The 26,304-nt window shown below is 66.4% G+C and carries 26 protein-coding genes and 1 pseudogene; 13 read left to right on the forward strand and 14 right to left on the reverse strand.

Annotated features, from left to right (window positions below):
* Positions 1–12: 12 nt before the first annotated feature.
* The 4 genes from EPO41_RS02180 to EPO41_RS02195 are packed head-to-tail and all read left to right on the forward strand — an operon-like array spanning position 13 to position 2,900.
* Entirely contained in the window at positions 13–807 is a 795-nt protein-coding gene (locus tag EPO41_RS02180; RefSeq protein ID WP_296319756.1) for a transporter substrate-binding domain-containing protein, read from the forward strand.
* Between the two features lie 32 nt (positions 808–839).
* Complete coding sequence (locus EPO41_RS02185) at positions 840–1,523, forward strand: amino acid ABC transporter permease (RefSeq protein ID WP_296319758.1); 684 nt, start codon at positions 840–842, stop codon at positions 1,521–1,523.
* A complete protein-coding gene (locus tag EPO41_RS02190; RefSeq protein WP_296319761.1) occupies positions 1,520–2,170 on the forward strand; it encodes an amino acid ABC transporter permease in 651 nt (216 codons plus the stop codon). Before EPO41_RS02185 ends, EPO41_RS02190 begins: the two co-directional genes overlap by 4 nt.
* On the forward strand, positions 2,154–2,900 hold the full coding sequence (locus EPO41_RS02195) for an amino acid ABC transporter ATP-binding protein (RefSeq protein WP_296319762.1): 747 nt from the start codon (positions 2,154–2,156) through the stop codon (positions 2,898–2,900). The genes EPO41_RS02190 and EPO41_RS02195 overlap by 17 nt, the downstream gene beginning before the upstream one ends.
* Before the next feature lie 3 nt (positions 2,901–2,903).
* Here the strand turns inward: EPO41_RS02195 and EPO41_RS02200 are convergent, their stop codons facing one another.
* Both EPO41_RS02200 and EPO41_RS02205 read right to left on the reverse strand, forming a co-directional pair.
* Positions 2,904–3,596: a hypothetical protein gene (locus EPO41_RS02200; RefSeq protein WP_296319764.1), complete on the reverse strand. Its 693-nt coding sequence runs from the start codon at positions 3,594–3,596 to the stop codon at positions 2,904–2,906.
* 6 nt (positions 3,597–3,602) lie between these two features.
* A complete protein-coding gene (locus tag EPO41_RS02205) occupies positions 3,603–4,328 on the reverse strand; it encodes an ABC transporter substrate-binding protein (protein WP_296319767.1) in 726 nt (241 codons plus the stop codon).
* 146 nt (positions 4,329–4,474) lie between these two features.
* Between EPO41_RS02205 and EPO41_RS02210 the strand changes: the two genes are divergently transcribed.
* The 4 genes from EPO41_RS02210 to EPO41_RS02225 all read left to right on the forward strand — a co-directional run bounded on the left by EPO41_RS02210 (position 4,475) and on the right by EPO41_RS02225 (position 11,015).
* Entirely contained in the window at positions 4,475–6,010 is a 1,536-nt protein-coding gene (locus EPO41_RS02210) for a carboxylesterase/lipase family protein (protein WP_296319769.1), read from the forward strand.
* Positions 6,007–7,113, forward strand: a complete 1,107-nt coding sequence (locus EPO41_RS02215; RefSeq protein ID WP_296319772.1) for an enolase C-terminal domain-like protein — start codon at positions 6,007–6,009, stop codon at positions 7,111–7,113. Before EPO41_RS02210 ends, EPO41_RS02215 begins: the two co-directional genes overlap by 4 nt.
* A 30-nt stretch (positions 7,114–7,143) precedes the next feature.
* Positions 7,144–7,605 carry a YaiI/YqxD family protein gene (locus EPO41_RS02220; protein ID WP_296320052.1) on the forward strand — a complete coding sequence of 154 codons (462 nt, stop codon included), beginning with the start codon at positions 7,144–7,146 and terminating at the stop codon, positions 7,603–7,605.
* A gap of 89 nt (positions 7,606–7,694) precedes the next feature.
* Positions 7,695–11,015 carry an AsmA family protein gene (locus EPO41_RS02225; protein ID WP_296319773.1) on the forward strand — a complete coding sequence of 1,107 codons (3,321 nt, stop codon included), beginning with the start codon at positions 7,695–7,697 and terminating at the stop codon, positions 11,013–11,015.
* A gap of 16 nt (positions 11,016–11,031) precedes the next feature.
* Here EPO41_RS02225 and EPO41_RS02230 read toward each other — a convergent pair whose 3' ends face one another.
* Entirely contained in the window at positions 11,032–11,703 is a 672-nt protein-coding gene (locus EPO41_RS02230) for a DsbA family oxidoreductase (RefSeq protein ID WP_296319775.1), read from the reverse strand.
* A 68-nt stretch (positions 11,704–11,771) separates the two neighbouring features.
* Here EPO41_RS02230 and EPO41_RS02235 point away from each other — a divergent pair, with 68 nt between their 5' ends.
* Positions 11,772–12,473, forward strand: coding sequence for an SDR family NAD(P)-dependent oxidoreductase (locus EPO41_RS02235; protein WP_296320055.1), 702 nt, complete (start codon positions 11,772–11,774; stop codon positions 12,471–12,473).
* A 13-nt stretch (positions 12,474–12,486) separates the two neighbouring features.
* Here the strand turns inward: EPO41_RS02235 and EPO41_RS02240 are convergent, their stop codons facing one another.
* On the reverse strand, positions 12,487–13,302 hold the full coding sequence (locus EPO41_RS02240) for a MipA/OmpV family protein (protein WP_296319778.1): 816 nt from the start codon (positions 13,300–13,302) through the stop codon (positions 12,487–12,489).
* A gap of 63 nt (positions 13,303–13,365) precedes the next feature.
* Positions 13,366–14,028 (reverse strand): HAD family phosphatase, encoded by a 663-nt coding sequence (locus EPO41_RS02245; protein ID WP_296319780.1) that lies wholly within the window; start codon positions 14,026–14,028, stop codon positions 13,366–13,368.
* Positions 14,029–14,077: 49 nt separating this feature from the next.
* Here EPO41_RS02245 and EPO41_RS02250 point away from each other — a divergent pair, with 49 nt between their 5' ends.
* Both EPO41_RS02250 and EPO41_RS02255 read left to right on the forward strand, forming a co-directional pair.
* Positions 14,078–14,428, forward strand: coding sequence for a hypothetical protein (locus tag EPO41_RS02250; protein WP_295138471.1), 351 nt, complete (start codon positions 14,078–14,080; stop codon positions 14,426–14,428).
* A gap of 14 nt (positions 14,429–14,442) precedes the next feature.
* Complete coding sequence (locus EPO41_RS02255; protein WP_296319782.1) at positions 14,443–15,726, forward strand: aminotransferase class III-fold pyridoxal phosphate-dependent enzyme; 1,284 nt, start codon at positions 14,443–14,445, stop codon at positions 15,724–15,726.
* Positions 15,727–15,849: 123 nt separating this feature from the next.
* Here EPO41_RS02255 and EPO41_RS02260 read toward each other — a convergent pair whose 3' ends face one another.
* The 9 genes from EPO41_RS02260 to EPO41_RS02300 all read right to left on the reverse strand — a co-directional run bounded on the left by EPO41_RS02260 (position 15,850) and on the right by EPO41_RS02300 (position 24,440).
* Entirely contained in the window at positions 15,850–16,593 is a 744-nt protein-coding gene (locus tag EPO41_RS02260; RefSeq protein ID WP_296319783.1) for a substrate-binding domain-containing protein, read from the reverse strand.
* Between the two features lie 7 nt (positions 16,594–16,600).
* Complete coding sequence (locus tag EPO41_RS02265; protein WP_296319784.1) at positions 16,601–17,524, reverse strand: 2-dehydropantoate 2-reductase; 924 nt, start codon at positions 17,522–17,524, stop codon at positions 16,601–16,603.
* An 11-nt stretch (positions 17,525–17,535) separates the two neighbouring features.
* On the reverse strand, positions 17,536–18,081 hold the full coding sequence (locus EPO41_RS02270; protein WP_296319785.1) for a HutD family protein: 546 nt from the start codon (positions 18,079–18,081) through the stop codon (positions 17,536–17,538).
* Positions 18,082–18,091: 10 nt separating this feature from the next.
* Positions 18,092–19,153, reverse strand: a complete 1,062-nt coding sequence (locus EPO41_RS02275) for a TRAP transporter substrate-binding protein (RefSeq protein WP_296319786.1) — start codon at positions 19,151–19,153, stop codon at positions 18,092–18,094.
* A gap of 19 nt (positions 19,154–19,172) precedes the next feature.
* Positions 19,173–20,465, reverse strand: coding sequence for a TRAP transporter large permease (locus EPO41_RS02280; protein WP_296319787.1), 1,293 nt, complete (start codon positions 20,463–20,465; stop codon positions 19,173–19,175).
* Positions 20,462–21,076, reverse strand: a complete 615-nt coding sequence (locus EPO41_RS02285) for a TRAP transporter small permease (protein WP_296319788.1) — start codon at positions 21,074–21,076, stop codon at positions 20,462–20,464. The genes EPO41_RS02280 and EPO41_RS02285 overlap by 4 nt, the downstream gene beginning before the upstream one ends.
* 100 nt (positions 21,077–21,176) lie before the next feature.
* Positions 21,177–22,238: an SDR family oxidoreductase gene (locus EPO41_RS02290; RefSeq protein WP_296319789.1), complete on the reverse strand. Its 1,062-nt coding sequence runs from the start codon at positions 22,236–22,238 to the stop codon at positions 21,177–21,179.
* A 4-nt stretch (positions 22,239–22,242) separates the two neighbouring features.
* The gene (locus EPO41_RS02295) at positions 22,243–23,430 is read right to left on the reverse strand and encodes a CoA transferase (RefSeq protein ID WP_296319792.1); all 1,188 of its coding nucleotides are present in this window, start codon (positions 23,428–23,430) and stop codon (positions 22,243–22,245) included.
* Positions 23,427–24,440 carry an NADP-dependent oxidoreductase gene (locus tag EPO41_RS02300; RefSeq protein ID WP_296319794.1) on the reverse strand — a complete coding sequence of 338 codons (1,014 nt, stop codon included), beginning with the start codon at positions 24,438–24,440 and terminating at the stop codon, positions 23,427–23,429. Before EPO41_RS02300 ends, EPO41_RS02295 begins: the two co-directional genes overlap by 4 nt.
* A gap of 60 nt (positions 24,441–24,500) precedes the next feature.
* Between EPO41_RS02300 and EPO41_RS02305 the strand changes: the two genes are divergently transcribed.
* Together EPO41_RS02305 and EPO41_RS02310 are read left to right on the forward strand one after the other, a co-directional pair.
* A complete protein-coding gene (locus EPO41_RS02305) occupies positions 24,501–25,637 on the forward strand; it encodes a mandelate racemase/muconate lactonizing enzyme family protein (protein WP_296319796.1) in 1,137 nt (378 codons plus the stop codon).
* Positions 25,637–26,235, forward strand: a pseudogene (locus EPO41_RS02310) (YdeI/OmpD-associated family protein). Before EPO41_RS02305 ends, EPO41_RS02310 begins: the two are co-directional and overlap by 1 nt.
* The last annotated feature ends 69 nt before the right edge of the window (positions 26,236–26,304 follow it).

The raw sequence follows: 26,304 nt of genomic DNA on the forward strand, positions 1-26,304 counted from the left end.
ATGGAGGAAACGATGAGAAAGATGATGACGGCCGTCGCGGTCGCGGCGGTGGCGATGATGGGTGCCGTGCAGGTCGCCAATGCCGACGCACTCGATGATATCAAGAAGTCGGGCAAGATCCGCATCGCCGTCGATCTCGGCGTGCCGCCCTACGGCATGACCGACGACAAGATGCAGCCGACCGGCTCCGACATCGAGACGGCCAAGCTGCTCGCCAAGGATTGGGGCCTCCAGTTCGAGCATGTGCCGACCACCGGCGCGTCCCGCATTCCCTCGCTGCAGACTGGCAAGGCTGACCTCGTGATCTCGACCCTGTCGATCACGCCGGAGCGGGCCAAGGTGATCGACTTCTCGCTGGGCTATGCCGTCCTGCGCACCGTCATCGCCGCGCCCAAGAGCGTGAACGTGAAGAGCCTCGCCGATCTCGACGGCAAGACCGTCGGTACCGTGCGCGGCACGACGCACGACACCCAACTCACCAAGGAAGGGCCCAAGGGCATGAAGCTGGTGCGCTACGAGGACGATGCCACCGAGGCGCAGGCCTTCCTGAGCGGGCAGGTCGACATCTTCTCCACCGCCGAGCTGCTGGTCGCGCCGATCGACAAGAAGAACCCGGCCCGCCAGGTCGAGGTCAAGTTCGTGCTCGACACCTTCAAGCTCGCCGTCGGCGTCAAGAAGGACGAGACGCGGCTGGTCGAGGAGGTCAACAAGTGGATCCTGGCCAACCTCAAGAACGGCAAGCTGGACGAGATCTACAAGAAGTTCCACGGCAACGGCCTGCCCGAGGTCATCCTGACCCAGAAGTAGCCAGCGGAAAGGGGGGCGGCTCGGGCTGAGCCATGTCGTACAAGTTCGATTTCGCCTTCCTGGCCGACAGGTGGCCGGACTTCGTGGCGGGCGCCTGGCTCACCGTGCAGCTCACCGTGGCGTCGATCGCGCTGGGCTTCGTGGTGGGCACGGTGTGCGCGCTGGCGCGTGTCTATGGCGGGCCGGTCCTGCGGCGGCTGGTCGGCATCTATGTCGAGACGATCCGCAACACGCCGCTGCTGATCCAGATATTCCTCGTCTATTTCGGCCTCTCCAGCCTCGGCCTGAAGCTCAGCGCCGAGGTCTCCGCCATCGTGGCGCTCACGGTCAACATGGGCGCCTACACCACCGAGATCATGCGGGCCGGCATCCAGTCGATCCAGCGCACCCAGCTCGAGGCCGCGGACTGCCTCGGCCTCACGAAGATGCAAACGATCCTGCATGTCGTTCTGTTGCCGGCCATGGAACGGGTCTATCCCGCACTCTCCAGCCAGTTCGTGCTGCTGATGCTGGCCTCGTCCATCACCTCGCAGATCTCGGCCGAGGAGCTGACGGCCACGGCCAATCTCGTCCAGTCCGACACCTACCGCAGCTTCGAGGTCTACATGATCGTGGCGGTGGTCTATCTCGCCCTTTCGGCGCTGTATCGCTTCGCCCTGTGGGCGATCGGGCTGGTGCTGTTCGAACGCCGCCGCCGGCTGGGCACGCCGCTGTGATCCAGCTCAGCGCCAACCATATCCTCTACCTCGTCGAGGCCGCGCGCTGGACGGTGCTGCTGTCGCTCATCGCCTTCGCGGGCGGCGCACTGGTCGGTCTGCCGCTGGCGCTGATGCGCGTAGCCCGGTCGCGCCTCCTGCGCGGCCTCGCTGGCATCTACATCCAGATCATCCAGGGCACGCCGTTGCTGATCGTCCTGTTCCTGTCCTATTTCGGACTGGGCATTGTGGGCTTCAAGCTCGATCCGCTGGTCGCCGCCGGTCTCTCGCTCACGATCTACGCCGCGGCCTTCCTCGCGGAAATCTGGCGCGGCTGCATCGAGGCGGTGCCGAAGACCCAGTGGGAGGCGTCGGACTGCCTGGGGCTGAACCCGTTCCAGCAATATGCCTACGTGATCCTGCCCCAGGCCGTGCGCATCGCCACGCCGCCCACCGTGGGCTTCATGGTGCAGATCGTGAAGAACACATCGCTCGCTTCGGTGATCGGCTTCGTCGAACTGGCGCGCGCCGGGCAGATCGTCAACAACTCGACCTTCGAGCCGTTCGCGATCTTCGCCATCGTCGGCGCGATCTATTTCGCCATCTGCTATCCGCTGTCGCTGGCGAGCCGCCATCTCGAGAGGAAGGTCCATGCCGGTAGAGGGTGACACCGTGATCCGGATCAAGGACGTCGTGAAGGAATTCGGGCCGCTGCGCGTGCTCGACGGCGTCGGCTTCGACGTGGCGCGGGGGCAGACCGTGGCGATCGTCGGTCGCAGCGGGTCGGGCAAGAGCACGCTGCTGCGCTGCATTGCCGGACTGGAAACGATCCAGGGCGGCACGATCGAAGTCTGTGGCCATGCGGTCGGCCGGCCGGGCAGCGAGGCGCGCGCCCAGTTGCGGCGCGACGTCGGCATGGTGTTCCAGAGCTACAATCTCTTCCCGCATCTCACGGTCGAACGGAACATCACCCTGGCGCTCACCCTGGTGAAGAAGCAACCGAAGGAGGAGGCCAGGAAGGTCGCCGCCGAGGTCCTGGGCCTGGTCGGTCTCACCGACAAGCGGCTCTCCTATCCCGAGCAGCTTTCGGGTGGCCAGCAGCAGCGCGTCGCCATCGCGCGGTCGCTGGCGCTGAAGCCGCAGGTCATGCTGTTCGACGAGGTCACCTCGGCGCTCGATCCAGAACTCACCGCCGAGGTGCTGGCCGTGATGGAGGACCTGGCCCGGCGCGGCATGACGATGATCACCGTCACGCACGAGATGGGGTTTGCCCGACGCGTGGCCGACCTCGTCGTGTTCATGTACCACGGCAAGGTCTGGGAGATCGGACCGACGGCCGAATTGTTCGCCGATCCGAAGACGGCCGAGTTCAGGCAGTTCGTCGGCAGCGAACTCTAGCTGTCACTGCCCGGCGAACTGCATCGCCTCGCGGCGCCCCGCCTGTTCGTTGGCCATCATCACGAGCCCGTAGGTCACCACCACGGTGAACACGATCGTGGCGTAGAGCGTGTAGGGATGCGTCGCCGCTGCAGCGCCCGGCGGCAGGATGTGGACCACCTCGCAGCCCAGGACTCCGGCGCGGACGACGCGGGCGATCCCGAGACCTGCGAAGGCGAGGGCCGCCGGCAGCCGGCTGTGCAGATCGTCCTTGTGGCGGCCCCGCCTGATCTCCCAGGCGGAGGCCAGTCCCAGCAAACCGAGGAGCAGGGAGAAGGGGATCGAAGCCGCCTGTCGTCCCACACCGAGGGCTCTCAGGACGACGAACAAAGCGAGGAAGGCTGCGCTGATGCCGACAGCGATGGCAATCAGCCGGACCAGGTCAGTGCGGCCCTGATTGGCGAAACGCAGGCTCAACCACATCGCGGCAAAACCCGCGACGATCATCATGTCGGCAGCCAGGACGGGGGCCAGATCGGCCTGGGCGATGCGGACGCGCAGGATGAGCGCGCCGAGGACGGTCAGCAGCAGGGCTGCTGCCCAGGCACGAAGGCCCGGCGCATTGCGATGGTGGTACCAGGTCAGGAGCGCCGCGCCCGCGCTGGCGACTGTGACGATGCCGCCGATCAGGTAGAGCGTCTTGACGTTCAGTTCCATGTACGGTCAGGCGGGCGGCGCGACGGAGAGACCCTTGACCTTGTGACGGTCGATGAAGCCCTGGACCAGGCCGGACTTCTTGGCTTTCTCGACGAAGTCGGCAAGGAACGCCGCACCCTCGACATTGGGCTTGGCCGTGCCGACGGCTTGCTGGACCGCGGTGAACTTGCCGTCGAGGATCTTCAGGCCCGGCGCCTTCTCGACATCCTTGAGGAGGCCGGGGCGGAGGCCTGCCAGCACCTCGAGCTTGTCGGACATGAACTTCTCATAGGCGGCGTCGAGGCCGCTCACCTGCACCAGCGTGGCGTTCCGGATGTTGTTCACCAGCCAGAGATCGTAGGCGGAGCGGGCGGAGACGGCGATGCGCACGCCCTTCCTGTCGACATCGGCGATCGATTTGATGGGAGAGCCTTCGGGCACCATGTAGGTCGCCTCGATCTCGACATAGGCGGCGGTGAACTGGATCTTCTCGGCGCGTTGCGGCTCGGCGCCGATCAGGCCGATGTCCCATACGTCCTTGCCGACCTGGTCGCCGAGCTCGCCGGGAGACTTGAAAGTCACGTACTTCACGGGCACGCCCAGGGCGGCCGCGATCTCGCGCGCCATGTCGGGGGCGACCCCGGTCGGGTCGCCGCTGTCGCTGCGGCCCGTGACCAGCAGGAAATTGGAGAGATTGATGCCGGCGCGCAGGACGCCGGTGGGGGCAAGTTGGGCTCGGACCTTGTCGTTCATGCCGGCAGTCTATGGCTAACCGGCATCGGATGGTAGGTTGATGAGCATGTCCTGCCAGTTCACGAGCCGCGTTGCGGTGCAGCTAGGCGAAATTGATGCGGTCCAGTCACAGCGCCGGCCCGTCCGTTCGCGCTAGACTGGCACTCATGACAGCAGAAATCGTCGTCGAGACCACTGCCGGGCAGATCCGTGGCATCCGCGATCGCGGCGTAGAGATCTTCAAGGGGATTCCGTATGCCGAGCCGCCGCTCGGCGAGCTGCGCTTCCGGCCGCCGCGCAAGCCCGAGCCCTGGGCCGGTGTTCGTGACGCGCTCGAGTACGGCAACATGGCCGTGCAGAGCCAGAACGTCTTCGCCCTGCCCGACGACCTGCTGCGAATCTTCACGCTCGCCGGAAAGCAGAAGCTCGACGAGGACTGTCTCTATCTCAACGTCTGGACCTCCGGACGCGAAGGGGCGCACCGGCCTGTCCTGTTCTGGTGCCATGGCGGCGCCTTCATCACCGGGTCGGGTTCCTCGCCCTGGTCCGACGGTGCCAATCTCTGCCGGCTCGACGATGTCGTGGTCGTCTCGTTCAATCACCGACTCGGCGTGCTCGGCTATCTTCATCTGGAGGACACAGCCGAAGGCTTCGAGCATGCGGGCCTCGCGGGCATGCTCGACATCATCGCCGCGCTCCAGTGGGTACGCGACAATATCGCCCGCTTCGGCGGCGATCCGAACAACGTCACCATCTTCGGCGAATCCGGCGGCGGCGCGAAGGTGAGCGTGCTGATGGCCATGCCGCCGGCCAGGGGCTTGTTCCACAAGGCCATCATCCAGAGCGGACCGGCCGTGCAGATGGCCAATCGCGAGGACGGCACCCGGACGGCGCGCCAGGTGCTGGACCATCTGGGGCTGGATGCGGCCGATGCCGGCAAGCTTCGCGAGCTGCCGGCGGCGAAGCTCCTCGAAGCGCAGGTCAAGGTGCTGGCGGGCGTCAGTCGCGCGGCCTTCGCCGACCGGCGACGGCTCGGTTTCAACCCGGTGATCGACGGCGCGCTGTTCCCGGGCGGGCCTTTCGCGCCCGATGCGCCGCTGCCCTCGATCAACGTGCCGCTGATGATCGGCAGCAACAAGGACGAGATGACCCTGTTCCTGGGCCACATGCCGTGGGTCGCCGATGCCACCTTCGAGAGCCTGCCCGAGTCGCTCAGGCCCTATCTCGGCGCGCGGGCGGCGGACATCGTGGCGGTCTATCGCAAGGCGCAGCCGAGGCTCCGGCCCGATGAGATCGCGATCGCCATCGTCTCCGACCAGGGCATCCGCGCGCCGTCGCTCCTGATCGCGGAGCGCAAGCTGGCGCAGAAGGCTGCACCGGTGTTCGTCTATCTCTTCGCCTGGGAGACGCCGGTGCTGGGCGGCAGGCTGCGCTCCTGCCATACGCTCGAGATCCCCTTCGTCTTCTCCAATCTCGATACGGCAGAGCTGACCGGCGACGATCCCGGGCGTCTTGCGCTGGGCGAGACCATGAGCCGGACCTGGATCGCCTTCGCGAAGCGCGGCGATCCGAACCATCCCGGCCTGCCGGTGTGGCCTACTTATTCGCCGCACCTGCGGGCCACGATGATATTCGACACGGTCTGCCACCTCGACATCGACCCGCTGGGCCCGGAGCGGCGGGTCTGGGAGACAAAGCAATGAAGATCACCGACGTCACGCTGACCCTGTTCGCCTGGGACGACATCCCGCCCACGACCTACGGCGCCCATACCGGCCGCTTCTCGGGCAAGAGCGCGCTGGGATTGCTGCGTGTCATTACTGATCAGGGATTGGAGGGCCACGCCTTCCTGGGCTCGGCGATGAATCCGGCGACGACGGACGGGCAGGGGCTGATCAGCCACATCAAGCCGGTGCTGATCGGCAAGGATCCGTTCCAGCGCGAGCACGTCAACCAGGAGATCTGGAAGCGCCAGCGCTCGGCCGGCGTGCGCGCCATCGGCGCGGTCGACGTGGCGTTGTGGGATCTGGTCGGCAAGGCCGTGGGCCAGCCGATCCATCGCCTGCTCGGGACCTATCGCGAATCCGTGCCGGCCTACGCGAGCTCCGCCGTGCTGGCCTCGCCCGCCGAGTACGCCGAGGAGGCGATGCGGTTCAAGGAGTATGGCTGGGCCGCCTACAAGATCCATCCGCCGACGCGCTGGAAGGAGGACATCAAGGTCTGCGAGGCGGTGCGCCGCGCCGTCGGCGACTACACGATCATGCTCGATTCGACCTGGAGCTACGACTATCCGGCCGCCATCCGCGTCGGCCGCGCCGTCGAGGAGATGGGCTTCTACTGGTACGAGGATCCGCTCGCCGACCAGGACATCTACAACTACACCAAGCTGAAGCAGCATCTCTCGATCCCGATCATGGCCACCGAATATCCGCAGACCGGCCTCGATTCGTACCAGCCATGGATCCTGCAGCAGGCCACCGATTATCTGCGCGGCGACGTGGCGGTGAAGGGCGGCATCACCACCCTGGTGAAGACGGCTCATCTCGCCGAGGCCTTCCGCATGAACTACGAGGTCCATCACGGCGGCAACTCGCTGAACAACGTCGCGAACCTCCATGTCATCGCCGCGATCCGCAACACCGAGTTCTTCGAGGTGCTGCTGCCCGACGGCGCCCAGAAGTACGGTCTCGAAAAGGACATCGTCGTCGGACGCGACGGCATGGTGCATGTGCCGAACGGGCCCGGCCTGGGAGCGGCCATCGATTTCGCCCTGATCGAGCGCAAGAAAGTCGCCGTCCTGAGCTGAGCTCGGTGGGAACAGCGTGAGGAGGCTGGAATCGACATCTACATCGACGCCGATGCCTGCCCGGTGAAGGCCGAGATCTATCGCGTGGCGGAGCGCTACCGACTGAAGGTCTTCGTCGTGGCCAATGCCTACATCAACGTGCCGCGCGATCCGCGGATCGAGCGCGTCGTCGTGAGTGACGGCTTCGACGCGGCCGACGACTGGATCGTCGAGCGGGCGGGGCCGGACGACATCGTCGTCACCGCCGATATCCCGCTCGCCGATCGCAGCCTCAGGAAGGGTGCTTCGGTCATCGGCTCGAACGGCGTGCCCTTCACCAGCTCCTCGATCGGCATGGCGATGGCGAACCGGGAACTGATGTCCAACCTTCGGGCGATGGGCGAGATCACGGGCGGGCCCAGGCCAATGGCGCCGCGCGACCGGTCGCGCTTCCTGTCGGCGCTCGACGAGGCCGTGCAGAGGCATCTCAGGCGGCGCGCCGCCTTGGAATAGCCCCAGAGCGGGACCTCCAATAGACTACGGAGGCATCCTGCAACACCTTGCGGCGTTCACGGGCACGAGGCGTTCACGAGTAGATGGCCATGCAGAAGCGAACCTGGATCCGGAGCGGCGTAGCCGTCGTGGCGTTTTCCGCGCTCGTTGCGGTTGCCGGCCTGGCGGCGCCCTCGCTGCTGAACATCGACCAGTACAAGCCTGCCATGATCGCGGCGGTGAAGGAGGCGACCGGCCGCGAACTCGTGATCGAGGGCCCGCTGAAGCTCACGGTGTTCCCGACGCTGCGCATCAGCGCCCGGCAGGTCCATTTCGCCAATGCCGTGGGTGCCAAGGGCGCCCAGATGGTGGATGTCCGCTGGGTCGGCGTGAGGCCGTCCTTCTGGGCGTTGCTGCAGGGGCGTATCGAGATCGAACGGCTCACGCTGTTCAGGCCGACCCTCGTCCTCGAGAGCGACGCCGAAGGGCGGCCCAACTGGGAGTTCCATCCCGGTGCCGGCGCCGCCCAGCCAGCCGGGGCGCCGAGCAGCGGCCTCCATCTCGCTATCGGCACCGTCAAGATCCGTGAAGGGACCCTCAGCTACACAAATCCGAAGACGGGCCAGACGCTGAGGGCGGAGAATCTGGAGGCCCTGGCGTCCGTCGGCTCCTTGCAGGGGCCGTTCGACTTCGACGCCACCGCGACCGTCAACGGCGTCCCGCTGTCGCTGATGGCGAAGGTCGGCGCGCCGATGGAAAAGGGCAGTGATATGTCCTTCAAGCTCAAGGTACAGAGCGGCACGTTGAACTTCGACGGCCATGTCAGCCGCATCGCGCCGGATGCCGACATCAAGGGCAAGGTCTCTCTCGCCACCGGCGGCCTGACCGATTTCATCGCCAGCCTGGTGCGGGCGGGCGGCCAGGAAGCGCCCGCCTTCGACACCGCGGCGATCGGCCCGTTCGCTTTCGACGGCGATATCGACCTCTCGGCCGAGAAGCTGGCGCTCACCGACTTCCGGATGTCGATCGGCAGTGAGAGCGTGTCGGGCAGCGTCACTTTGGTCCCCGGCGCCAACCCGTCACTCGAGAGCCACCTGTCCCTGCCGAGGGTCGATGCCGAGAAATGGCTCGCGCTGCTGTCCAACCCCGGCGCCTTCCGGCCGAAGCCCGTCGCAGCTCCGTCCACGCCACCGCCTGTCGCCCCAGCCGCCGCGCCTGCCGCCCCGGCCGCCGCGCCTGCCGCCCCGGCCAAGGCAAGCGCCGCACCCTCTTCCGACTCACTGTCGCCGTTCCCGCCCGGGTTCACCGTCCTGCTGTCGGTCGATGCAAAGGAAGTCGCCTATCGCAAGGGTTTGGCGCGCGACGTCGGGCTTGCCGTGGAGATCCGCAACGGCATCATCGCCGTGCCGCGCCTCAGCGCCACCTTGCCGGGCGACATGGTTCTGAAGGCGAACGCCGCGGCCGTGGCTCCGGCTGCGCCGGCGCCCAAACAGGCTGCCGCCCCTCCCATACAATCCGCCGGGCAATTCAGCCTGGCCGGTCCGCGTTTGCGCGAGACGCTGGCCTGGCTGGAGATCGACACGTCGGGCGTGCCGGCCGGCAAACTCCAGACGCTGGCGATCGAGGGCAAGGTCGCCTCGACGCCCAACAGCCTGCAGATATCAGATCTCGCGATGGACCTGGACGGCCAGCGCGCGACCGGCAGCGGCAGCATCACCTTCGGCCGGCCGCTCACGCTGGCGACCTCGGTGCAACTCGACAGTTTCGACCTGGATGCCTACCTGCCGCAGCCTCGCGAGCCTTCGGTCGTCGCGGAGCCTGCCACATCGGTGGCACCGGCGCCTGCACCGACCGCCGCTCCCGCAACGCCCGACAAGACCCTGCCCATACTCGGACTCAAGGCCAAGGTCGCGAAGCTCGTGTTCCGCGGGGGGACGCTGAACGGCGTCGACGCGGACCTCTCCGTGCAGGGCAATCTCTTGAAGGTGAACGCACTCAAGGTGGCGGAGCTCCTCGGTGCAAAGTTCGACCTCAAGGGGCAAGTCGCCGACTTCGGCACCGCGCCGCGATTCGACTTCACCTTCAATGCCACAATGCCCGATACCGACAAGCTGCTGGTCTATGCCGGCATGCCGAAGTTCCTGAACGGCAAGCTCGGCGCCTCGACGGCAGGCGGCAGCGTCGCCGGCACGACGGAGGCGCTGACCCTGCGCAACGCATCGGTCACCGCGGCTGGCGCGACCGCCCGAGCCACCGGTTCGCTGGTGCTGGGCGACAAGTTCGCCTTCGACCTCTCGAATTTCAGCGTGCAGGCACAGGATGCGAGCGGGCTGGTGTCGGTGGCCACCGGGAAGCCGCAGACAGGGCTGGGCGGGCTGGCCGCCGAGGGCGCCTTCAAGGGCAATGACCAGCGGGCTTCGTTTGAGGGTAACCTGACGGCGATCGGCACGCAGATGTCGGGGCGTATCGACGCCACCCTGGGGGCGAGGCCCAGCTTCGCGGCCAACCTGCGCATCCCCGGCACGCTCGACCTCGACGACTGGCTGGGCGTCACCGATGGGCCCCCCGCTGCGGTGCCCACGCCGGCGTTGCCGGCCGCTCCGGCCGGCGCAAACGCCGAAGCGGTGCCGCTGCCCTCGAAGGGGCAGCGCGCCGCGACGGACAAGCAAATCGACCTCTCGGGCCTGCGCGCCTTCGACGCCACGCTCAACCTGGAGACCAGCGCCATCGAGGTCGGGGCACTCAAGGTCACCTATGCGGACATGAACGCAACCTTGCGCAATGGCATCTTCAAGGTTTCCAAGCTCACCGGCCAATTCTACAGCGGCGCCGTCGACTTCGCGGGCACGGTCGACGCCTCGAAGGACACGATGACGGTCGACGTCGCGGGCACGCTGCAGGGCATCTATGTCGGCGAGATGCTTCGCGGTGCCGCCGGTCAGAACGTCTTCGGCAACGAGCACCTGAAGGTGGCGGTCGACGGCAAGATCAACGTCATGAGGATCGCGCTGCAGGGGCACGGGAATTCGCCCGGGCAGATCCGCGATTCCCTGACGGGCCAGGGCCATCTCTCGGGCGTCGTCTATCCCTCCGTCGCCGGCGGGTCGCTGGGCTTCGCCTCCTTCGCGACCGGCATCGGCAGCCTCTTCAGTACCGAGATGGGCTTCAACTCGGCGGTCATCTCGGGCTTCATCAACGCGCAGAGCACCATCGAAGGCGACATCACCCTGTCCAATGGCGAGATCAACCTGCAGAACCACGCGTTGAAGGGTCCGAACGCGACGGCGCGAATCAACAGCCGCACCAGCCTGACCGCGGCGACGACAGAGACCACCATCGCGCTCGATGCGGGTTCGAACGGTGCGACCGACTATGTGATGACGGTAAGCGGGCCCGTCTCTGCGCCGACGATGAGCATCCGCGGGAAATGACGATGAAGCTTCTGTCCTAAGCCGCGCGGTTCTTCAGGATTTCCCAGGCGCGACGGAAGGTCTGCGCCATCTCCTCGGCGGGCACCGCACCGGAGAACAGCACGTGGCCCTGCAGCGCGAAGCTTGGCACGCCCTGGATGCCCGCGTTGCGTGCCATCTGGTCGCCGGCCAGCACTTCGCGGCGGCCTTCGTCGCTGGCCAGCATGGCAAGCACCTCGGCGCGGTCGAGCCCGGCTTCGGCCGCTATGTCGGCGAGAATCTTCGAATCGCCGATGTCGGCGCCCTTGCAGAAATAGCTCTCGAACAGTTCCTCGACGACCACGTCCTGCACGCCGCGCGGGCCGGCGAAGCGGATCAGGCGATGGGCGTTTACGGTATTGGGCGTGCGTGTGATCCGGTCGAGATGGAATTCGAGCCCGACCGTGGCGGCGGTCTCGGTGATGCGCTGGTCCATCTGTCTGGACCGTTCGAGGCTGCCGAACTTGGCGATGCGGTAGCTCGTACGCTCGACACCCTCGGTGGGCATATCGGGATTGAGCTGGAAAGGGTGCCAGGCGACGGCGACCCGGCAATGCTGAGTGGCGAGGAGATCGAGCGCGCGTTCGAGCTGGCGCTTGCCGATGTAGCACCAGGGGCAGATCACGTCGGAGATGACGTCGATGCGGCCGGTCGGTTGGACCTGGTCCATGGCTTTATTTCCTTCCCTATTGACGGGAAGCCTATACCTGCCGGGAATCCCCGGCAACGAGAGGACCCCTGCACATGCCGAAATACCGCTCTGCCCTGATCGTCGGGACCGGTCCCGGTCTCAGCGCCTCGCTGGCCCGCCTGTTTGCGAAGAACGGCCTATCGGTCGCCCTGGCGGCCCGGCAGACCGACAAGCTTGCTGCACTTGCGAAGGAGACAGGCGCCTCCATTCACGCCTGCAACGCCGCCGAGCCCATGGATGTTTCGGCCCTGTTCGAGGCGCTGGACGCGGCCGGTCGTACCCCCGATGTCGTGGTCTACAACGCCAGCAGCCGCGTGCGCGGCGCGCTGGTCGACCTGGCGCCCGACGACGTGAAGCGGGCCATCGAGATCAGTGCCTTCGGCGCCTTCCTGGTCTCCCAGCAGGCGGTTAAGCGCATGCTGCCCAAGGGCGAGGGCGCCGTTCTCCTGTCGGGTGCTACCGCGGGCGTGAAGGGCTTCGCGCTCTCGGCAACCTTCGCCATGGGCAAGTTCGCGCTGCGCGGCCTCGCGCAATCCATGGCGCGCGAGCTTTCGCCCAAGGGCATCCACGTCGCCCACTTCGTGATCGACGGCGGCATCCGCAGCGCCGCGCGGCCGGTGCCCGACGACAAGCCCGACAGCCTGCTCGATCCCGACGCCATCGCCGAGACCTACTGGCACGTGCTGAACCAGCACCGCAGCGCCTGGAGCTGGGAGGTCGAGGTGCGGCCCTGGGTGGAGAGATTCTAGCCCGGCAGGCGCGCTACCAGGAGAAGCGCCAGGTAAGCGCGGCGCCGGCGACGAACTGGTTCCGGGATCCGCCGGGCCCCGTGACGATCGGCGAGTTGGCGACCGTGTCGGCCAGGTAGTTGTAGCTGCCGAAGGCGACGAAGCTCAGCTGATCGTGGATGCGCCACAACGCGCTCGCCCCGACGCCGACGCTGCGAAGCCCGGCACCGGGATAGTATTGCGCGTACCCCGAGTTGATCGACTGCAACGCGGTGATGCCGAAATAGGCCTGGTTGAAGGTGCCATCGGTCACCGAGAGCCGCGGTCCGCCGGACAGGAACACGCTGTCGCTGAGCCGCAGCTTGCCGTCGACCAGTGCGTCGAAGATCAGGCCGTTGCTCCCGCCGATGCCGCGCCGCAATTCGACCTTGGCGGCGAAGAAGGGCTGGTCGTAGCGCAGGAAGGCGCCGCCCTCGATCGTGAAGGGGACGTTGCCCGTGCCGTAGAGATAGCCGCCATCGCCCTGGTTGCGCGGAAAGCGATAGCGGAAGATCGGGCCGGCCTTGAAGCCGGACACGTCCAGCAGCGTGGCGCCGATGCCGTCGCGCGCCGAGATGAAGACCTTGTCGCGCTGGTAGCGCAGGTCGAGATTCGGAATCGGCAGCACGCGATAGTTCGCACTGCCTTCGAACCACGGGGCGATCACCACGCCCGGCCCGATGTCGAAGGTCCAATCCTTCGGCGGCGGGCCCGCAGGCTCGCTGCCGATACTCGTGGGCTGGGCATGGGCCGTTCCAGCTTGCACCGTGACGACTGCGAGGCAGGAGACGAGAAAACGTAGCAAGCGCACGGGCAACTCCGCTGTTGACGCTCCTCTACGCGCCCAGCGGGCCAGTGGATCAGTCGCTGTGAATTAAAGCGACTCTTCGAGCATCAGCCGCGCCGCGTGCAGGTCTTCGAACACACGCAGGCACTTGGCGCGGACTTCGGGCAGCGGCGGCAGGATGTCCGGCACCATGAAGGCCATCGTGCCGGCGGCATGGGCGGCGGTGAGGCCGACATTGGAATCCTCGAAGGCGATGCAGCGCTCCGGCGTCACGCCGAGGCGGCGGGCGGCTTCGAGATAGACGTCGGGTGCGGGCTTGGCGTTCTGGACGTCGTCGCGCGTTGCCACCGCGGCGAAGCGATCGATGAGACCGGCGCGCCCGAGGTGACGCTCCGCGGTGAGGCGCCCCGAGCCGGTGGCGACGGCGAGGCGCAGGCCGCGGGCCGCCAGGAAGTCGAGCATCTCGACGACGCCGGACTTGACCGGCAGATGGCTCTCCAGCCGCCGCCTGGCATGGCCGGAGAAGCGCTCGCGGAAATGATCGATGCGGAAGTCGGGCCCATAGAAATTCTGGATCATGACGTCGCATTCGCGGGCCGAGACGCCGATCATCGAATGACAGAACGCCAGGGTCATCTCGATTTCGAGATCGCGCGCTGCGTCCTGCAGCGCATCGATGTAGACGGCTTCGGTGTCGATCAGCAGACCGTCCATGTCGAAAAGCACGGCTTCAACGGGTTTCTTCAGCATGCTTTCGTTCTAAGCTGCCCGGCGAAGAGGGCAAGGGAGAGAAAAATTCATGCGTATCCATAACCTGTATGTCGACGCCGACGGCGAGACCCACTTCCGCGACATCGAGATCGAATGGAAGAACGAAGGGCGCGGCGGCAAGACCTCGGCGACGCTGCCGGCGACCGGCATCATTTTTCGCGAGACGCCCGGCACCTACGATTACGAATGGCATCCGGCGCCGCGCCGGCAGTACATCATCAACCTCGACGCCGGTGTTTCCATCCAGGCCAGCGACGGCGAGACGCGCATCATCGGCGCCGGCGAGGTGATATTGGTCGAGGACACGCACGGCAAGGGCCACTTCTCGAAGGCGATCAACGGCCAGCTCCGTCACTCCATCTTTGTCCCCATCGAATAGCGTAAGGGTATCCCATGAACGTCCAGACACCCGTCGATCCCACCAACCAGCTCGTCGAACAGGCGCGCCGCGTCCTGCCGGGCGGCAGCTTCGGCAACATGCCGGCCGAGGTGATCCTCAAGGAGGGCAAGGGCGGCCGGATCTACGACGAGGCCGGCAAAGAATATGTCGACTTCCTGCTGGGCTCCGGCCCGATGTTCATCGGCCATGCCCATCCGGAGGTCACGGCGGCGGTGCAGGCGCAAGTGCCGCTCGGCACGACCTTCTTCGGCAACAACCGTCACGGCATCGCGCTCGCCGAAGCGATCGTCGACGCGGTTCCCTGCGCCGAGCAGGTGCGCTTCGTCTGCTCCGGCACCGAGGCCGATCTCTATGCGATGCGCGCCGCGCGCGCTTTCCGCAAGCGCGACAAGATCCTGAAGTTCGAGGGCGGCTATCACGGCATGAGCGACTATGCGCTGGTGTCCCTGGCGCCCAAGAACCCCGGCAATTTCCCACGCGGCACACTCGATTCGGCCGGCATCCCGAAGTCGGTGGCCGACGAGATGGTGGTCGCGGCCTTCAACGACATCGACATGGTGCGGAGCCTGATCGAGGAGCAGAAGGACGAGCTGGCCGGCGTCATCGTCGAGCCGTTCCAGCGCCTGATCCCGCCGAAGCCCGGCTTCCTGCAGGCGCTGCGGGAGGTGACGGCCGAGCACGGCATCCCGCTGATCTTCGACGAGGTCGTGACCGGTTTCCGCTTCGCCTATGGCGGCGCCCAGGAATATTACGGCGTCACGCCCGATCTCTGCACCCTGGGCAAGATCGTGGGCGGCGGTTTCGCGCTGGCGGCCATCGCCGGCCGCGCCGACATCATGAAGCACTTCGATCGCCTGGCGATGACCGACGAGGATTTCATCTTCCAGGTGGGCACCCTATCGGGCAATCCGGTGGCCGCCGTCGCCGGCCTCGCCACGCTCGAGGTGCTGAAGCGCCCGGGCACCTACGAGGGCGTCTTCGCCAACGGCCGCAGGCTGATGGACACGCTGTCGGAACTGCTGAAGAAGCACGGCTTCAAGGCGCAGGTGATCGGCGAGCCGCCGCTGTTCGACATCATCTTCACCGACCAGCCGATCAAGGACTATCGCGACACGTTGAAGGCCGACACCGCGATCTTGAAGCGCTTCAACCAGGCCCTGCGCGCCCGCGGCATCATGAAGGGCGACAGCAAGTATTATGTCAGCGTGGCGCACACCCAGGCCGACATCGATCACACGATCGGCGCGTGGGAGGAGGCGCTCAAGGAGATCAAGTGAGCCGCTGACTCAAAGGTCCCTCACTACGTTCGGGATGACACTGTTTTCATCCGCGGCGCACTGCGCCAATCCGGAAAAATAGTCATTCCGAACGAAGTGAGGGACCGTTCGTCTCATCCCGCCCTACGGACTATCCAGCCCCTTCGACTTCAGGAGCTTGCCGTTTTCGGGATTGGCCAGCGCCAGCAGGAGCGTGTCCGCCGCGGCGCGGTTGCGGGAGGCCACGGACACGCCGCCGGAATAGATCGTGTAGTTCTGCAGCATCAGCGGGATCGGGCCGACGAACTGCACCCCCGGCACGCCCATCAGCTCGCTGCTCTGCTGCAGGGCGACGTCGGCCTTGCCATTGACGATCTGCTCGGCAGCCAGTCCGCCCTGGACCAGCACGCTCCTGGACTTGAGCTGATCGGCGATCCCCATCTGCTGGAAGAGCTGGGCGACGTAGATGCCGCTCGACCCGCCCGAGGCCGGATCGATGTAGGCGATGGCGCGCGCCGCCAGCAGCGCCTTCTTGAAGCCGTCGGGCTCGGAAATGTCGGGCACCGGCGCACCCTGCTTGATGGCCATGCCGACGCCGGCGCGGGCCAGTTCCTTGGCGCTGCTCTCGTCGATGCGGTTTCCCAGGAACTGCGCCATCGGGATCGGCGGGATGACCACCACGTCGAAATACTCGCCGGCGGCGACGCGCTTCTGCAGGGCCCCGGTCGTGCCGCTTTCGATCGTCACCTTGTGCCCGGTCTTCTTCTCGAAGTCGGCGACGATCTCGATGGCCGCCGGCTTATAGGCGCCGGCGGTCAGCAGCTTGAGGTCGTCGGCCGAGGCGCTTCCTGCGACAAGGGCGAAAAGTAGGACGAGCAGGACGCGCATGGTTTCCTCAGTCTGGCGTGCCCATGATGTAGGGCTTCAATGCAGCATACATCAGCGCGTGTGTCGGTGTCGGGACATTGTGCTTCCGGCCCAGTTCGACGACCTTGCCCGACAGCCAGGGCAACTCGATCCGGTTGCCGCGCAGCAGGTCGACCGCCATCGACGCCATCAGGTGCGGCGGGGCATTGCGGTTGAAGTTGAAGGTCCGTTCGACGATGTCGGCGGGCAGGGTGACGCCCAGGGCGCGGCCGACCGCGGCCACTTCCTCGTAAGCGGCGCCGAACATCGTATTGATGTCGGCATCGTCGCGCAGCTTGCCGACCGGCAGGCGGGTGAGCGCCATGACGCCGGCGTTGGAGGCCAGCAGGACGAACTTGATCCAGAGGTCGGTCATGATGGCTTCGCTCAGGACGCCCTCGATGCCAGCCTTCTTGCACATCTCCTGGAAGGCGACCGCGCGCGGGCTGCGGCTGCCGTCCGGCTCGCCGAATACCATGCGCATCACCGTGCCGGTCTGGCGGATCAACCCCGGCTCCGCGATCGTGGCGCTGATATTGGCGACGCCCGGCATGACGGCGCGGGCGCCGAGGATCGGGATCAATCGTTCGTGGGCATCGACGCCGTTCTGGAGGGTGATGACGGCGGTGTCGGGTCCGACCATCGGCTTGATCGCCTCGCCGGCGCTCTCGACGTCCCATAGCTTCACGCAGAACAGCACATAGTCGACCGGGCCGACCTCGGCCGGATTCTCCGTGGCTGTCGTCGGCTGCAGATGGGTGTTGCCACGGACACTCTCGATCCGCAGCCCGTCCTTCTTCATCGCCGCAAGATGGGCCCCGCGCGCGATGAAGGTGACGTCGGCGCCGGCGTGCGCCAGCGCCGCCCCATAGCCGCCTCCGACGCCGCCGGCGCCGACAACCGCAATCCGCATCGAACCGTCTCCTATGCCGGGGTGACGCTGCCGACCAGCAGGCAGCCGACGATGCCGCTCAGCCGTGTCGGCCCGGTGACGTCCAGGCGCAGCGCATAATCCGAAGCCAGTTTGCGCTCCTCGCCTTGCACCGCCACCGTCGCATCACCGTGGGGGCTGTAGGCAATGTGCGTGCCGGGCTGCAGGACGAGCGTGCGGTCCTCGTCGAGGACGGCGATGTCGACCTTCACCCGGGCGCGGGCGCCGATGAGGTTGACGACTTCCACCGGCCCGGCCTCCAGCCGGCTCACGATCGGGGTCTCGCCCGTGAAGCGCACGGGCCGGAAGGGCTGGCGCACGTCGATCTCGCCCTGCGGCGTCTGCAGCACCAACCCGCTGCCGGAGACGAGGACCTGGACGCGATCGTACCCCGTATAGTCGGAGAAGGGCCCGGGCTGCACGATCGGGGTGCGGCCGAACCGCCAGACATCGCCCGAGAAGGCGATGTCGACGGTCGTGCCGCCGCCGTTCTTCCACGGCGTGCGGAGATAGCTCGCAGGATCGAGCAGGGTGATCATGGGCCGCCCGTTACGGCGCGAGCGTGACGTTCAGCGTCTTCCCGACCGTATCGTTCCAGGTCTTGACGCAGTCCGGGCCGCAGCGCTTGGCGAAGGACGGCAGGATCGCCTTGGTGAGCGCGTCCTTGCGCAGGGCCTCGTCGGCGGGCGTGACGGGCACCAGCTTCATGGTGGCGGGTGCGCCCTCGCTGCAGGGGCCGGTGCCGGTGTTGCAGTTGAGGCCGGTCTGCGTCTCGGTGCGCGCCTGCTCGAAGATCGACTTTTCGAGCTTGTTCAGCTCGGTCTGCAGGAAGGCCTGAACCTTGGGGTCGAGTGTATTCCACCACTTCAGATTCGCGAGCTGGGCGGCGACGCCGAAATTGACTGGCATGGGCGAAATGAATTTCGCGGCCTCGTGCCACTTCGACTTGTAACCCGAGAGCGCGCCGGTGATGGCGCAATCGACCACGCCGCTGGCGAGGGCCGGCTGGACCTCGGCGAAGGCGATGTTGAGCGGCGAGGCGCCGATATGGGTGACGAACGCCTGCTGCGAGGCGCCCGAGGCGCGGATCTTGCGGCCCTTCAGGTCGGCGATCGTGACGAAGGCATCGCGGCAGTAGAGGACCTGCGCCTGGTAGGTACCGAAGCCCAGCAGCTTGATGCCGTGCTTCTCCTCGAGGAACTTGGCATAGGCCGGACGGATCGCCTCGATGACCTTCTCGAGTTCCTCGACGGAACCGACGAGGCCCACCAGGTCGGCGGCTTCGTTCATCGGCACTTCGCCGGAATTGTAGTTCAGCACGGTGGTGGCGAACTGCAGCGTGCCGCTGGAGACGAGACGAAATATCTCGGCGCCCTTGAAGCCCAGTTCGGTGAAGGGCTTGACCTGCACCTTGATCGCGCCGCCCGATTCCTTCGGCACGGTCACCGTCCAGAACGGCACCTCGCGATTCGTGTACATCGACAGGCCGCCGATGCTGCCCACGACGTTGAACGAGGTCGAGGGCAGGGCCGGCGGCGTTTGTGCCACGGCACTACCGATGGCGAACGAGCCGGCGAGGGCCGCCGCCGTGACGAGATTCTTCAGGGACATGCAATCCTCCTTTGAGAAGTCAGGCCTTGAGAAGGGCTGGCAGCCACAGCGCCAGTTGGGGAAAGGCAATGAGGATGCCGATCATGACGATCATCATCACGACGAAGGGCAGCGCACCGATGCAGAGGTCGGAGAAGGCGCCGGTGCGCCGCACCGCCTGCACCACATAGAGGTTGAGGCCGACCGGCGGGGTGATCAGCGCGGCCTCCATCAGGATCACGAAGACGATGCCCCACCAGACCGGGCTGTAGCCCAGCGCCACGATCACGGGCACCACCACCGGCGTGGTGGCGATCATCATGGACAGCGTCTCCATGAAGCAGCCCAGGATCAGGTAGAACACGACGATGGCGACCAGCATGCCGAGCGGCGAGAGACCCAGCGCCAGCACCGTGTCGGTGATGGCCTTGACCAGGCCGATCGAAACCATGACGAAGTTGAGGAAGAAGGCCGCGATCACGATCAGCATCACCATGCAGGTCGTCCGCACCGTGCCCTCGAAGGCCCGCAGCAGGACCGGTACGGTGAGCTGGCCGTTGGCCGCGACCAGGCCCAGCGTGGCCATGAGGCCCAGAGCCGCGGCCTCTGTCGGCGTGGCGATGCCGGCATAGATCGACCCCACGACGACGAGAAACAGGCCGAGCGGCGGCAGCAGGTTCTTGAGGCCCGAGATGCGGTCGTGCCAGAGGTTCGACGTGTCCTGCCTGGGGCCGGCCCATTGCGGACGGAACAGGCAGAGCGCCAGCACCATCAGGGAGAACAGTCCCGCCAGCATGAAACCGGGGATGAAGCCTGCCGCGTAGAGATCGGCCACCGACGTGTCCGTCAGCACGGCATAGATGATCATGTTGATCGACGGCGGGATCAGGATGCCGAGCGTCCCGCCGGCGGCGATCGATCCCAGGAACAGGGGCCGGTTGTAACCACCCTTGTCCATGTTGGGGATGGCCACCGTGCCGATGGTGGCGGCCGTGGCCACGGAGGAGCCCGAGGTGGCCGCGAAGATCGCGCTCGCCGCGATGTTGGTATGGACGAGGCGGCCGGGAATACGCGCGAACCACGGCGTCAGGGCCGCGAACAGGCGCTCGCTCATGCCCGACCGGTGCATCAGTTCGCCCATCATGATGAACATCGGCGCGGCGATCAGGATGAAGTCGTTCGACGAGTTCCAGGCGAGCTCGCCGATCGCGCCGGTCATCGGAAAGAAGGCGTAGCGCTCCGAGAGGACATAGGCCATCAGGCCGAGCGCCACCGCGACCGGCAGGCTGATCCCCACCAGGACGACGAGCAACGTGAAGGCCGTGCCGATCATCGCGGCGATCCGTTCGCTGGCGGGACCTGTTCCACCCCGGCCTGGGTGATTTCCTCGGCGACGCGCAGGCTGCCGATCAGGGAATCGAAGCCCGGGCCGTCACCTGCCAGAAGGCGCAACGCGGCCTGGACGGGCAGCAGGACGGCAACACAGGCGAACCAGAAGATGCCGACCCACCAGATCGACTGCGGCAGTGCCATCGGGGTTTGGAGGGTGGACACCGATTTTGCATTCATCGCCATGGATTGGGCGACCGTGCCCCAGCAGAACCAGGCGAGCGCGACGGCCAGCAGCGCCAGCGACAGGGCGGCGAGCAGGTCGAATGCAACGCGGACGGGTCGCGGAAAGGCATCGAGCAGAATGTCGACGCGGATATGCGTCTTGGAGGTGGTGGCGAAGCCGAGGCCAAGGCCGATGCAGGCGGCCAGGGCGTAGCCTGACACTTCGAAGCTCTCGACCATGCCGCGTTTGAAGAGAAAGCGGGTGATGACGTCGATGGTGATGAGCCCGCTGCAGCCGATGAGGATGATGGCGCCGCCGATCCAGGCGAGGATGCGCGATATGCGCTGAGGCCATGGTTCGGGCGGCAGCAGGCTGGACGACTCACTCATTTTGCGAATTTGCTCCCCCGAACGATGGCGCCCCCGCGGCCATCATGACCCGAGCAATGTCCGGGCCATGTTTCCTTGTAGTCCGTCGCTGCACGGCCCGCTAGGGCACGATCTTCTCCTTGCGGAAGCGGGTCAGCAGGCGCCCGAACATGGTCTCGCTGTCGACCACCTCGTGGAAGCCATGCAGCCGGCTCTTGGTGACATCGGACATCACGTCCCAGTCCGAACCGAACACATAGTCGGCGAAGGGCCAGGCCACGAGCTGGCCGAAGTCGAACTTCTTCAGCCGGTACTTCTTCGTCATCGCGGCCCACAGTTCGGCCTTGTCGGCCATGTGCTGGGTCAGGCTGATGGTCTGCAGTTCGCCCACCTTCATGTCGAAGACCTGGGCGATGCGGGGCCAGACGTTGCGCCAGCGGAAATAGTCGCCGTTGGTGATGTTGTAGGCCTGGTTGGCCGCGCGCTTCTCGGTGGCGGCCCACAGGGCTGCGCTGGCGAAATGCGAGGATTCCGTCACCTGGTAGATCGTGCCGTACGCGCCGGGCTTGCCGGGAAAGCGCAGCGGAAGTCCGAGTTCCTTCGAGATTGCGGCATAGACGGCGATGGCGGGCATGATGCTCATGGCGGTGCCGGGCGCGAAGCCGCACAGGGTCTGGGGGCGCAACTCGGTCCAATTCCACCGCTTGCCGCGCTGGAAGCCGGTCAGCCAGTCGATCTGGTCGAAGTAGAAATCGGGCGGCATGTGGCGCGGATCCGTCTCGCGCATCGGCGTCTTCAGCGGGCCGAGATGCGTGCCGTAGTATTTCGTCCCGGTGACCAGCACGACGCGCTGCAGCCTGGCCGACGCCCTGGCGATGGCGGTGACGGAGTTCACCAGCATGTCGCGGTTGGGCGCGATCACCGAGGCATAGCCTGCCGCGTTGCCGGTGCCCGGCTGGAAGGCGGCGTAGAAGACATGCGTGACGTCGCGCAGGTCCGCGAGCTTCGCGGCCACGTCGTCGAGGTCGAGCAGGTCGACGGAGACATGGCGATAGCGCGGCCCGTTCTTCTCCGGCCGGCGTGAGAGTCCTATGACCTGCCAGTCGCCCTCGGCCACCAGCCGCTCGACGATGTAGCGGCCGATGACGCCCAGGGCGCCGACGACGACGGCTTTCTTCCGCATGTTCCTACCTCGTTGCCGCGACGGTGCCGCCGGCGACCAGCGTATCGATCTCGCTTGCCGAATAGCCGTGCTCCTCCAGGATCGCGCGGCTGTGCTGGCCGGGCACCGGCGCCTCGGCGCGCGCCGTGCCCGGTTCCGGCGGCAGCATGCCGGGCAGGGCGGGGACCGGTACTTTCGTCGGCACACCGGCCTGTTCCAGCCAGTGGATCAGGCCGGTTTCCTTGACGTGCGGCTGGTTGATGAAGTCGGCGTAGCTGTTCAGCCGCTCGTGCATCAGCCTGGCCTCGGTGAGCTTCTCGCTCCAGTGCGCCGAGGACTTGGCCTCGATCATCGGTCGCACGATCGCGTAGAGCGCCGCTTCGTTGGCGAGCCGTGCCGCCGGGGTGGCGAAGCGTTCCTCATGCGCCAGGGCGGGGACCTCCATCACGCGGCACAGGCTCTGCCAGTCGCTGTCCTTGAGGGCGAGGATCGACATCCAGCCGTCCGCCGTCCTGAACACGCCCCCGGGCACGCCGCCCGGCTTCATCGTGCCGCCTTCGAGATGGCACGCCATGAGTCGGATCGACTGCAGCGCCGTCGCCGACTGCATCAGGCTGACGTCGATGTAGCGCCCCTTCGTCTCGTCGCGCCGGGCGTAGAGCGCCGCGCTCACGGCCTGGAAGGCATAGAGAGCCGTCGACATGTCGACGACGATCACCGGCACGCGATGGGGAATCCCGTCCTCGCCGCGATTCTCCGCCATCAGGCCGGTATAGGCCTGCAGCACCGGGTCCATCGCCGGCCGTTCGGAGAGCGGGCCGGTCTGGCCGAAGCCCGAGATCGACACGTAGAGCAGGCGGGGCACGCGCGCCGACACCGCTTCATAGTCGAAGCCCAGCCGCTTGATGACGCCCGGCCGGAAGCCTTCGAGGAAGATGTCGGCATCCTTCAGCAGGCGCCACACGATCTCCTTGCCGGCGTCGCTCTTCAGGTCGACGGACAGGCTGCGCTTGCCCATGTTGCCGATGATCGAAAAGGCACTGTGGCTCTCGTAGTGGACGCCCAGGGTGCGCGCCCAGTCGCCCTCGCCGATCCCCTCGACCTTGATCACCTCGGCGCCGTGCTGGGCCAGCAGCATCGCGCAATAGGGGCCGGCGATGCCCTGGCTCAGGTCGACGACTTTTAGGCCGGCGAAGGGCGCGTCGTAGCTCATGCGAGCTTCACCAGCATCTTGCCGAAGTTCTCGCCGCGCAGCAGGCCGATGAAGGCGCGCGGCGCCTTGTCGATGCCCTCGACGATGTCCTCGCGGTACTTGAGCCGGCCGTCGCGGATCCATTCGCCCATCTGGCGCATCGCCGGGCCGTAATGCTGCGCGAAGTCGGTGACGATGAAGCCGCGCGCCATCACGCGCTTGCCGACGAAGGTGCCGAGCAGGCGCGGCCCCATCGAGGCGCCGGTCGCGTTGTATTGCGAGATCGAGCCGCAGAGCGCGACCCGGCCGAAGAAGTTGATGTTGCGCAGGACGGCGTCGGTGATCTCGCCGCCGACATTGTCGAAATAGACGTCGGGCCCGTTGGGGCAGGCGGCGCGCAGCGCGGCGTCGAGGTCCTTTTCCGCCTTGTAGTCGATGCAGGCATCGAAGCCGAGCTCGTCCTTCACGAAGGCGCACTTCTTCGCGCCGCCGGCGATGCCGACGGTGCGGCAGCCCATGATCTTCGCGATCTGGCCCACGACCTGGCCGACCGCACCGGAGGCCGCCGACACCACGACCGTCTCGCCGGGCTTGGGCTGGCCGACATGCAGCAGGCCGAAATAGGCGGTCATGCCCGGCATGCCCAGTACGCCATTGGCCGTCGAGATCGGCGCCAGCGAGGGATCGACCTTGCGCAGGGCCGGGCCGCCGCCGATCGCGTATTCCTGCCAGCCGAGACGATCCTCGACGATGTCGCCCACCTTGAAGTCCGGGTTCTGCGAGACCACGACCTCGCCGACCGTGCCGCCGGTCATCACTTCGCCGAGACCCACGGGCGAGGCGTAGGAGGCGGCATCGCGCATGCGGCCACGCTGATAGGGATCGAGCGAGAGGTAATGCACCTTCACCAGAACCTCGCCATGGCGCGGCTCGGGCACCGGCACTTCCTCGACGCGGAAATCGGATTCGGCGGGCTCGCCGGGTGGGCGACGCACGAGGACGACGCGGCGGTGCGTTTTGGGGATGGTCATGAGCGGTTGCCTCCGATTTGCTTTGGGGCCCACCATAGCGCGGGTTTTGCAGGAGCTGCCATGCCGACGATCCGCCGTCTTTCGTTCATCGGACTCGAATATGCCTTCGCGCCGGAGAAAGCCTACGGCATGTCGCGCGGCGGCGGCTTCCGCCGACAGGGCGGGCTGGTCGAGGTCGAGACCGACCAGGGCGTGACGGGAATCGGCGAGGCCTTCGGCAATCCTCATGTGACGCGGGAGTATTTCCGCATGCTCGAACCGATGTTCCTGGGCCGCAGCATCTTCGACTTCGATCATGTTGAGGCCCGGGTGCGCAACGCTATCTATCACCTGGGCGTCGGCAACCAGCTCACCTCCTGCCTCGCAGGCATCAATGTCGCTTTGTGGGACGCGATGGCACGCGGCTTCGGCGTGAGGATCTGCGACCTGATCGGCGGCTGCGGCACGACGCGCTTCCCGGCCTATGCCTCGACCGGCTTCTTTTCCGACGATCCCGACCGCCAGCTCGAACACATGATGGCGGAGGCGGCTTCCCATCCCTATGCCGGCGCCAAGATCAAGATCGGTCGCGGCATCAGGAACGACGTCGAGCGCGTGAAGCTTGCCCGCGAAGCGCTGGGACCGGACAAGCTGCTGCTCGTCGACATCAACGGTGCCTATACGGTCGACGTGGCGCTGGAATGCGCCCGCGCGATCGAGCCGTTCAATATCCACTGGATCGAGGAGCCTCTGCCGCCGGGCGACTTCCGCGGCTACGCCGAGCTGCGAGCGCGCTCGCCGATCGCGCTGGCGGCCGGCGAAGCCCACCATACCGTCCGCGACTTCCGCGCGCTGATCGACGGGCGCTGCATCGACATCGTGCAGCCCTCCATTCCCGGCGTCGGCGGCATCACCGAGGCCAAGCGCATCGTGGCGCTGGCGCATGCGCAGAACCTGCGGGTCGCACCGCATGTCTGGGGCGGTGCCGTGGGTCTCGCGACGGCCTGCCATTTCCTCGCGGCGCTGCCGGCGACGCCGCACACCGAACATCCGCCGCACCCCTCGATGCTGGAATACGACATGAGCGACAACGAGCTGCGCACGAAGCTCCTCGAGACGCCGCTCAAGCTCGAAGCCGGGCACATCCTGTTGCCGGAAGGCCCTGGCCTCGGCATCGAACTCGATCGGGATGCCGTCGAACGCTACCGGATCTGCTGATGGCGCCGGTCACGGTAGACCCGGACAAGGTCCGCGAGTTTGCGACGGAAGCCAGCTTCTACAGGTGGCTGGGCAAGCATCACGACGCGGAAAGCGAAGTCTGGATCAGGATCCACAAGGTCGGCTCCGGCCTGAAGTCGATCACGCCGAAGGAGGCGATCGACGTCGTCCTGTGCTGGGGCTGGATCGACGGCATCCGCAAGGGCCTCGACGAGACGAGCTTCCTGCAACGTACACGCCGCGTGGCCGCAAGAGTGTCTGGAGCCAGATCAACGTCGACAACGTCGCGCGCTTGGTCGAGGCGGGCCGCATGACCGAGCATGGGCTGAAGCAGGTCGAGGCGGCAAAGCAGGACGGCCGCTGGGACCGTGCCTATCGAAGCAAGGACTCGAAGATCCCGGACGACCTGCAGGCGGCCATCGACGCCGAGCCCAAGGCGAGGGCCATGCTGGCCATGCTCAGCGCCCAGAATCGCTTCGCGTTGGTCTTTCGGACGCAGAACATGAAGACCGAGGCGGGGCGGAAGAAGAAGATTGCTTCCTTCGTCGAGATGCTGAAGCGCGGCGAGACGATCCATCCGCAGGGGAAGAAGAAGTAGCGAAAGGTCCCTCGCTTTCGCTCGGGATGACATTGTTTTTGTCATCGACGCACCTGCGCCGATTTCAAC

Source organism: Reyranella sp. (genome assembly GCF_004297265.1).
Taxonomy (GTDB): Bacteria; Pseudomonadota; Alphaproteobacteria; order Reyranellales; family Reyranellaceae; genus Reyranella.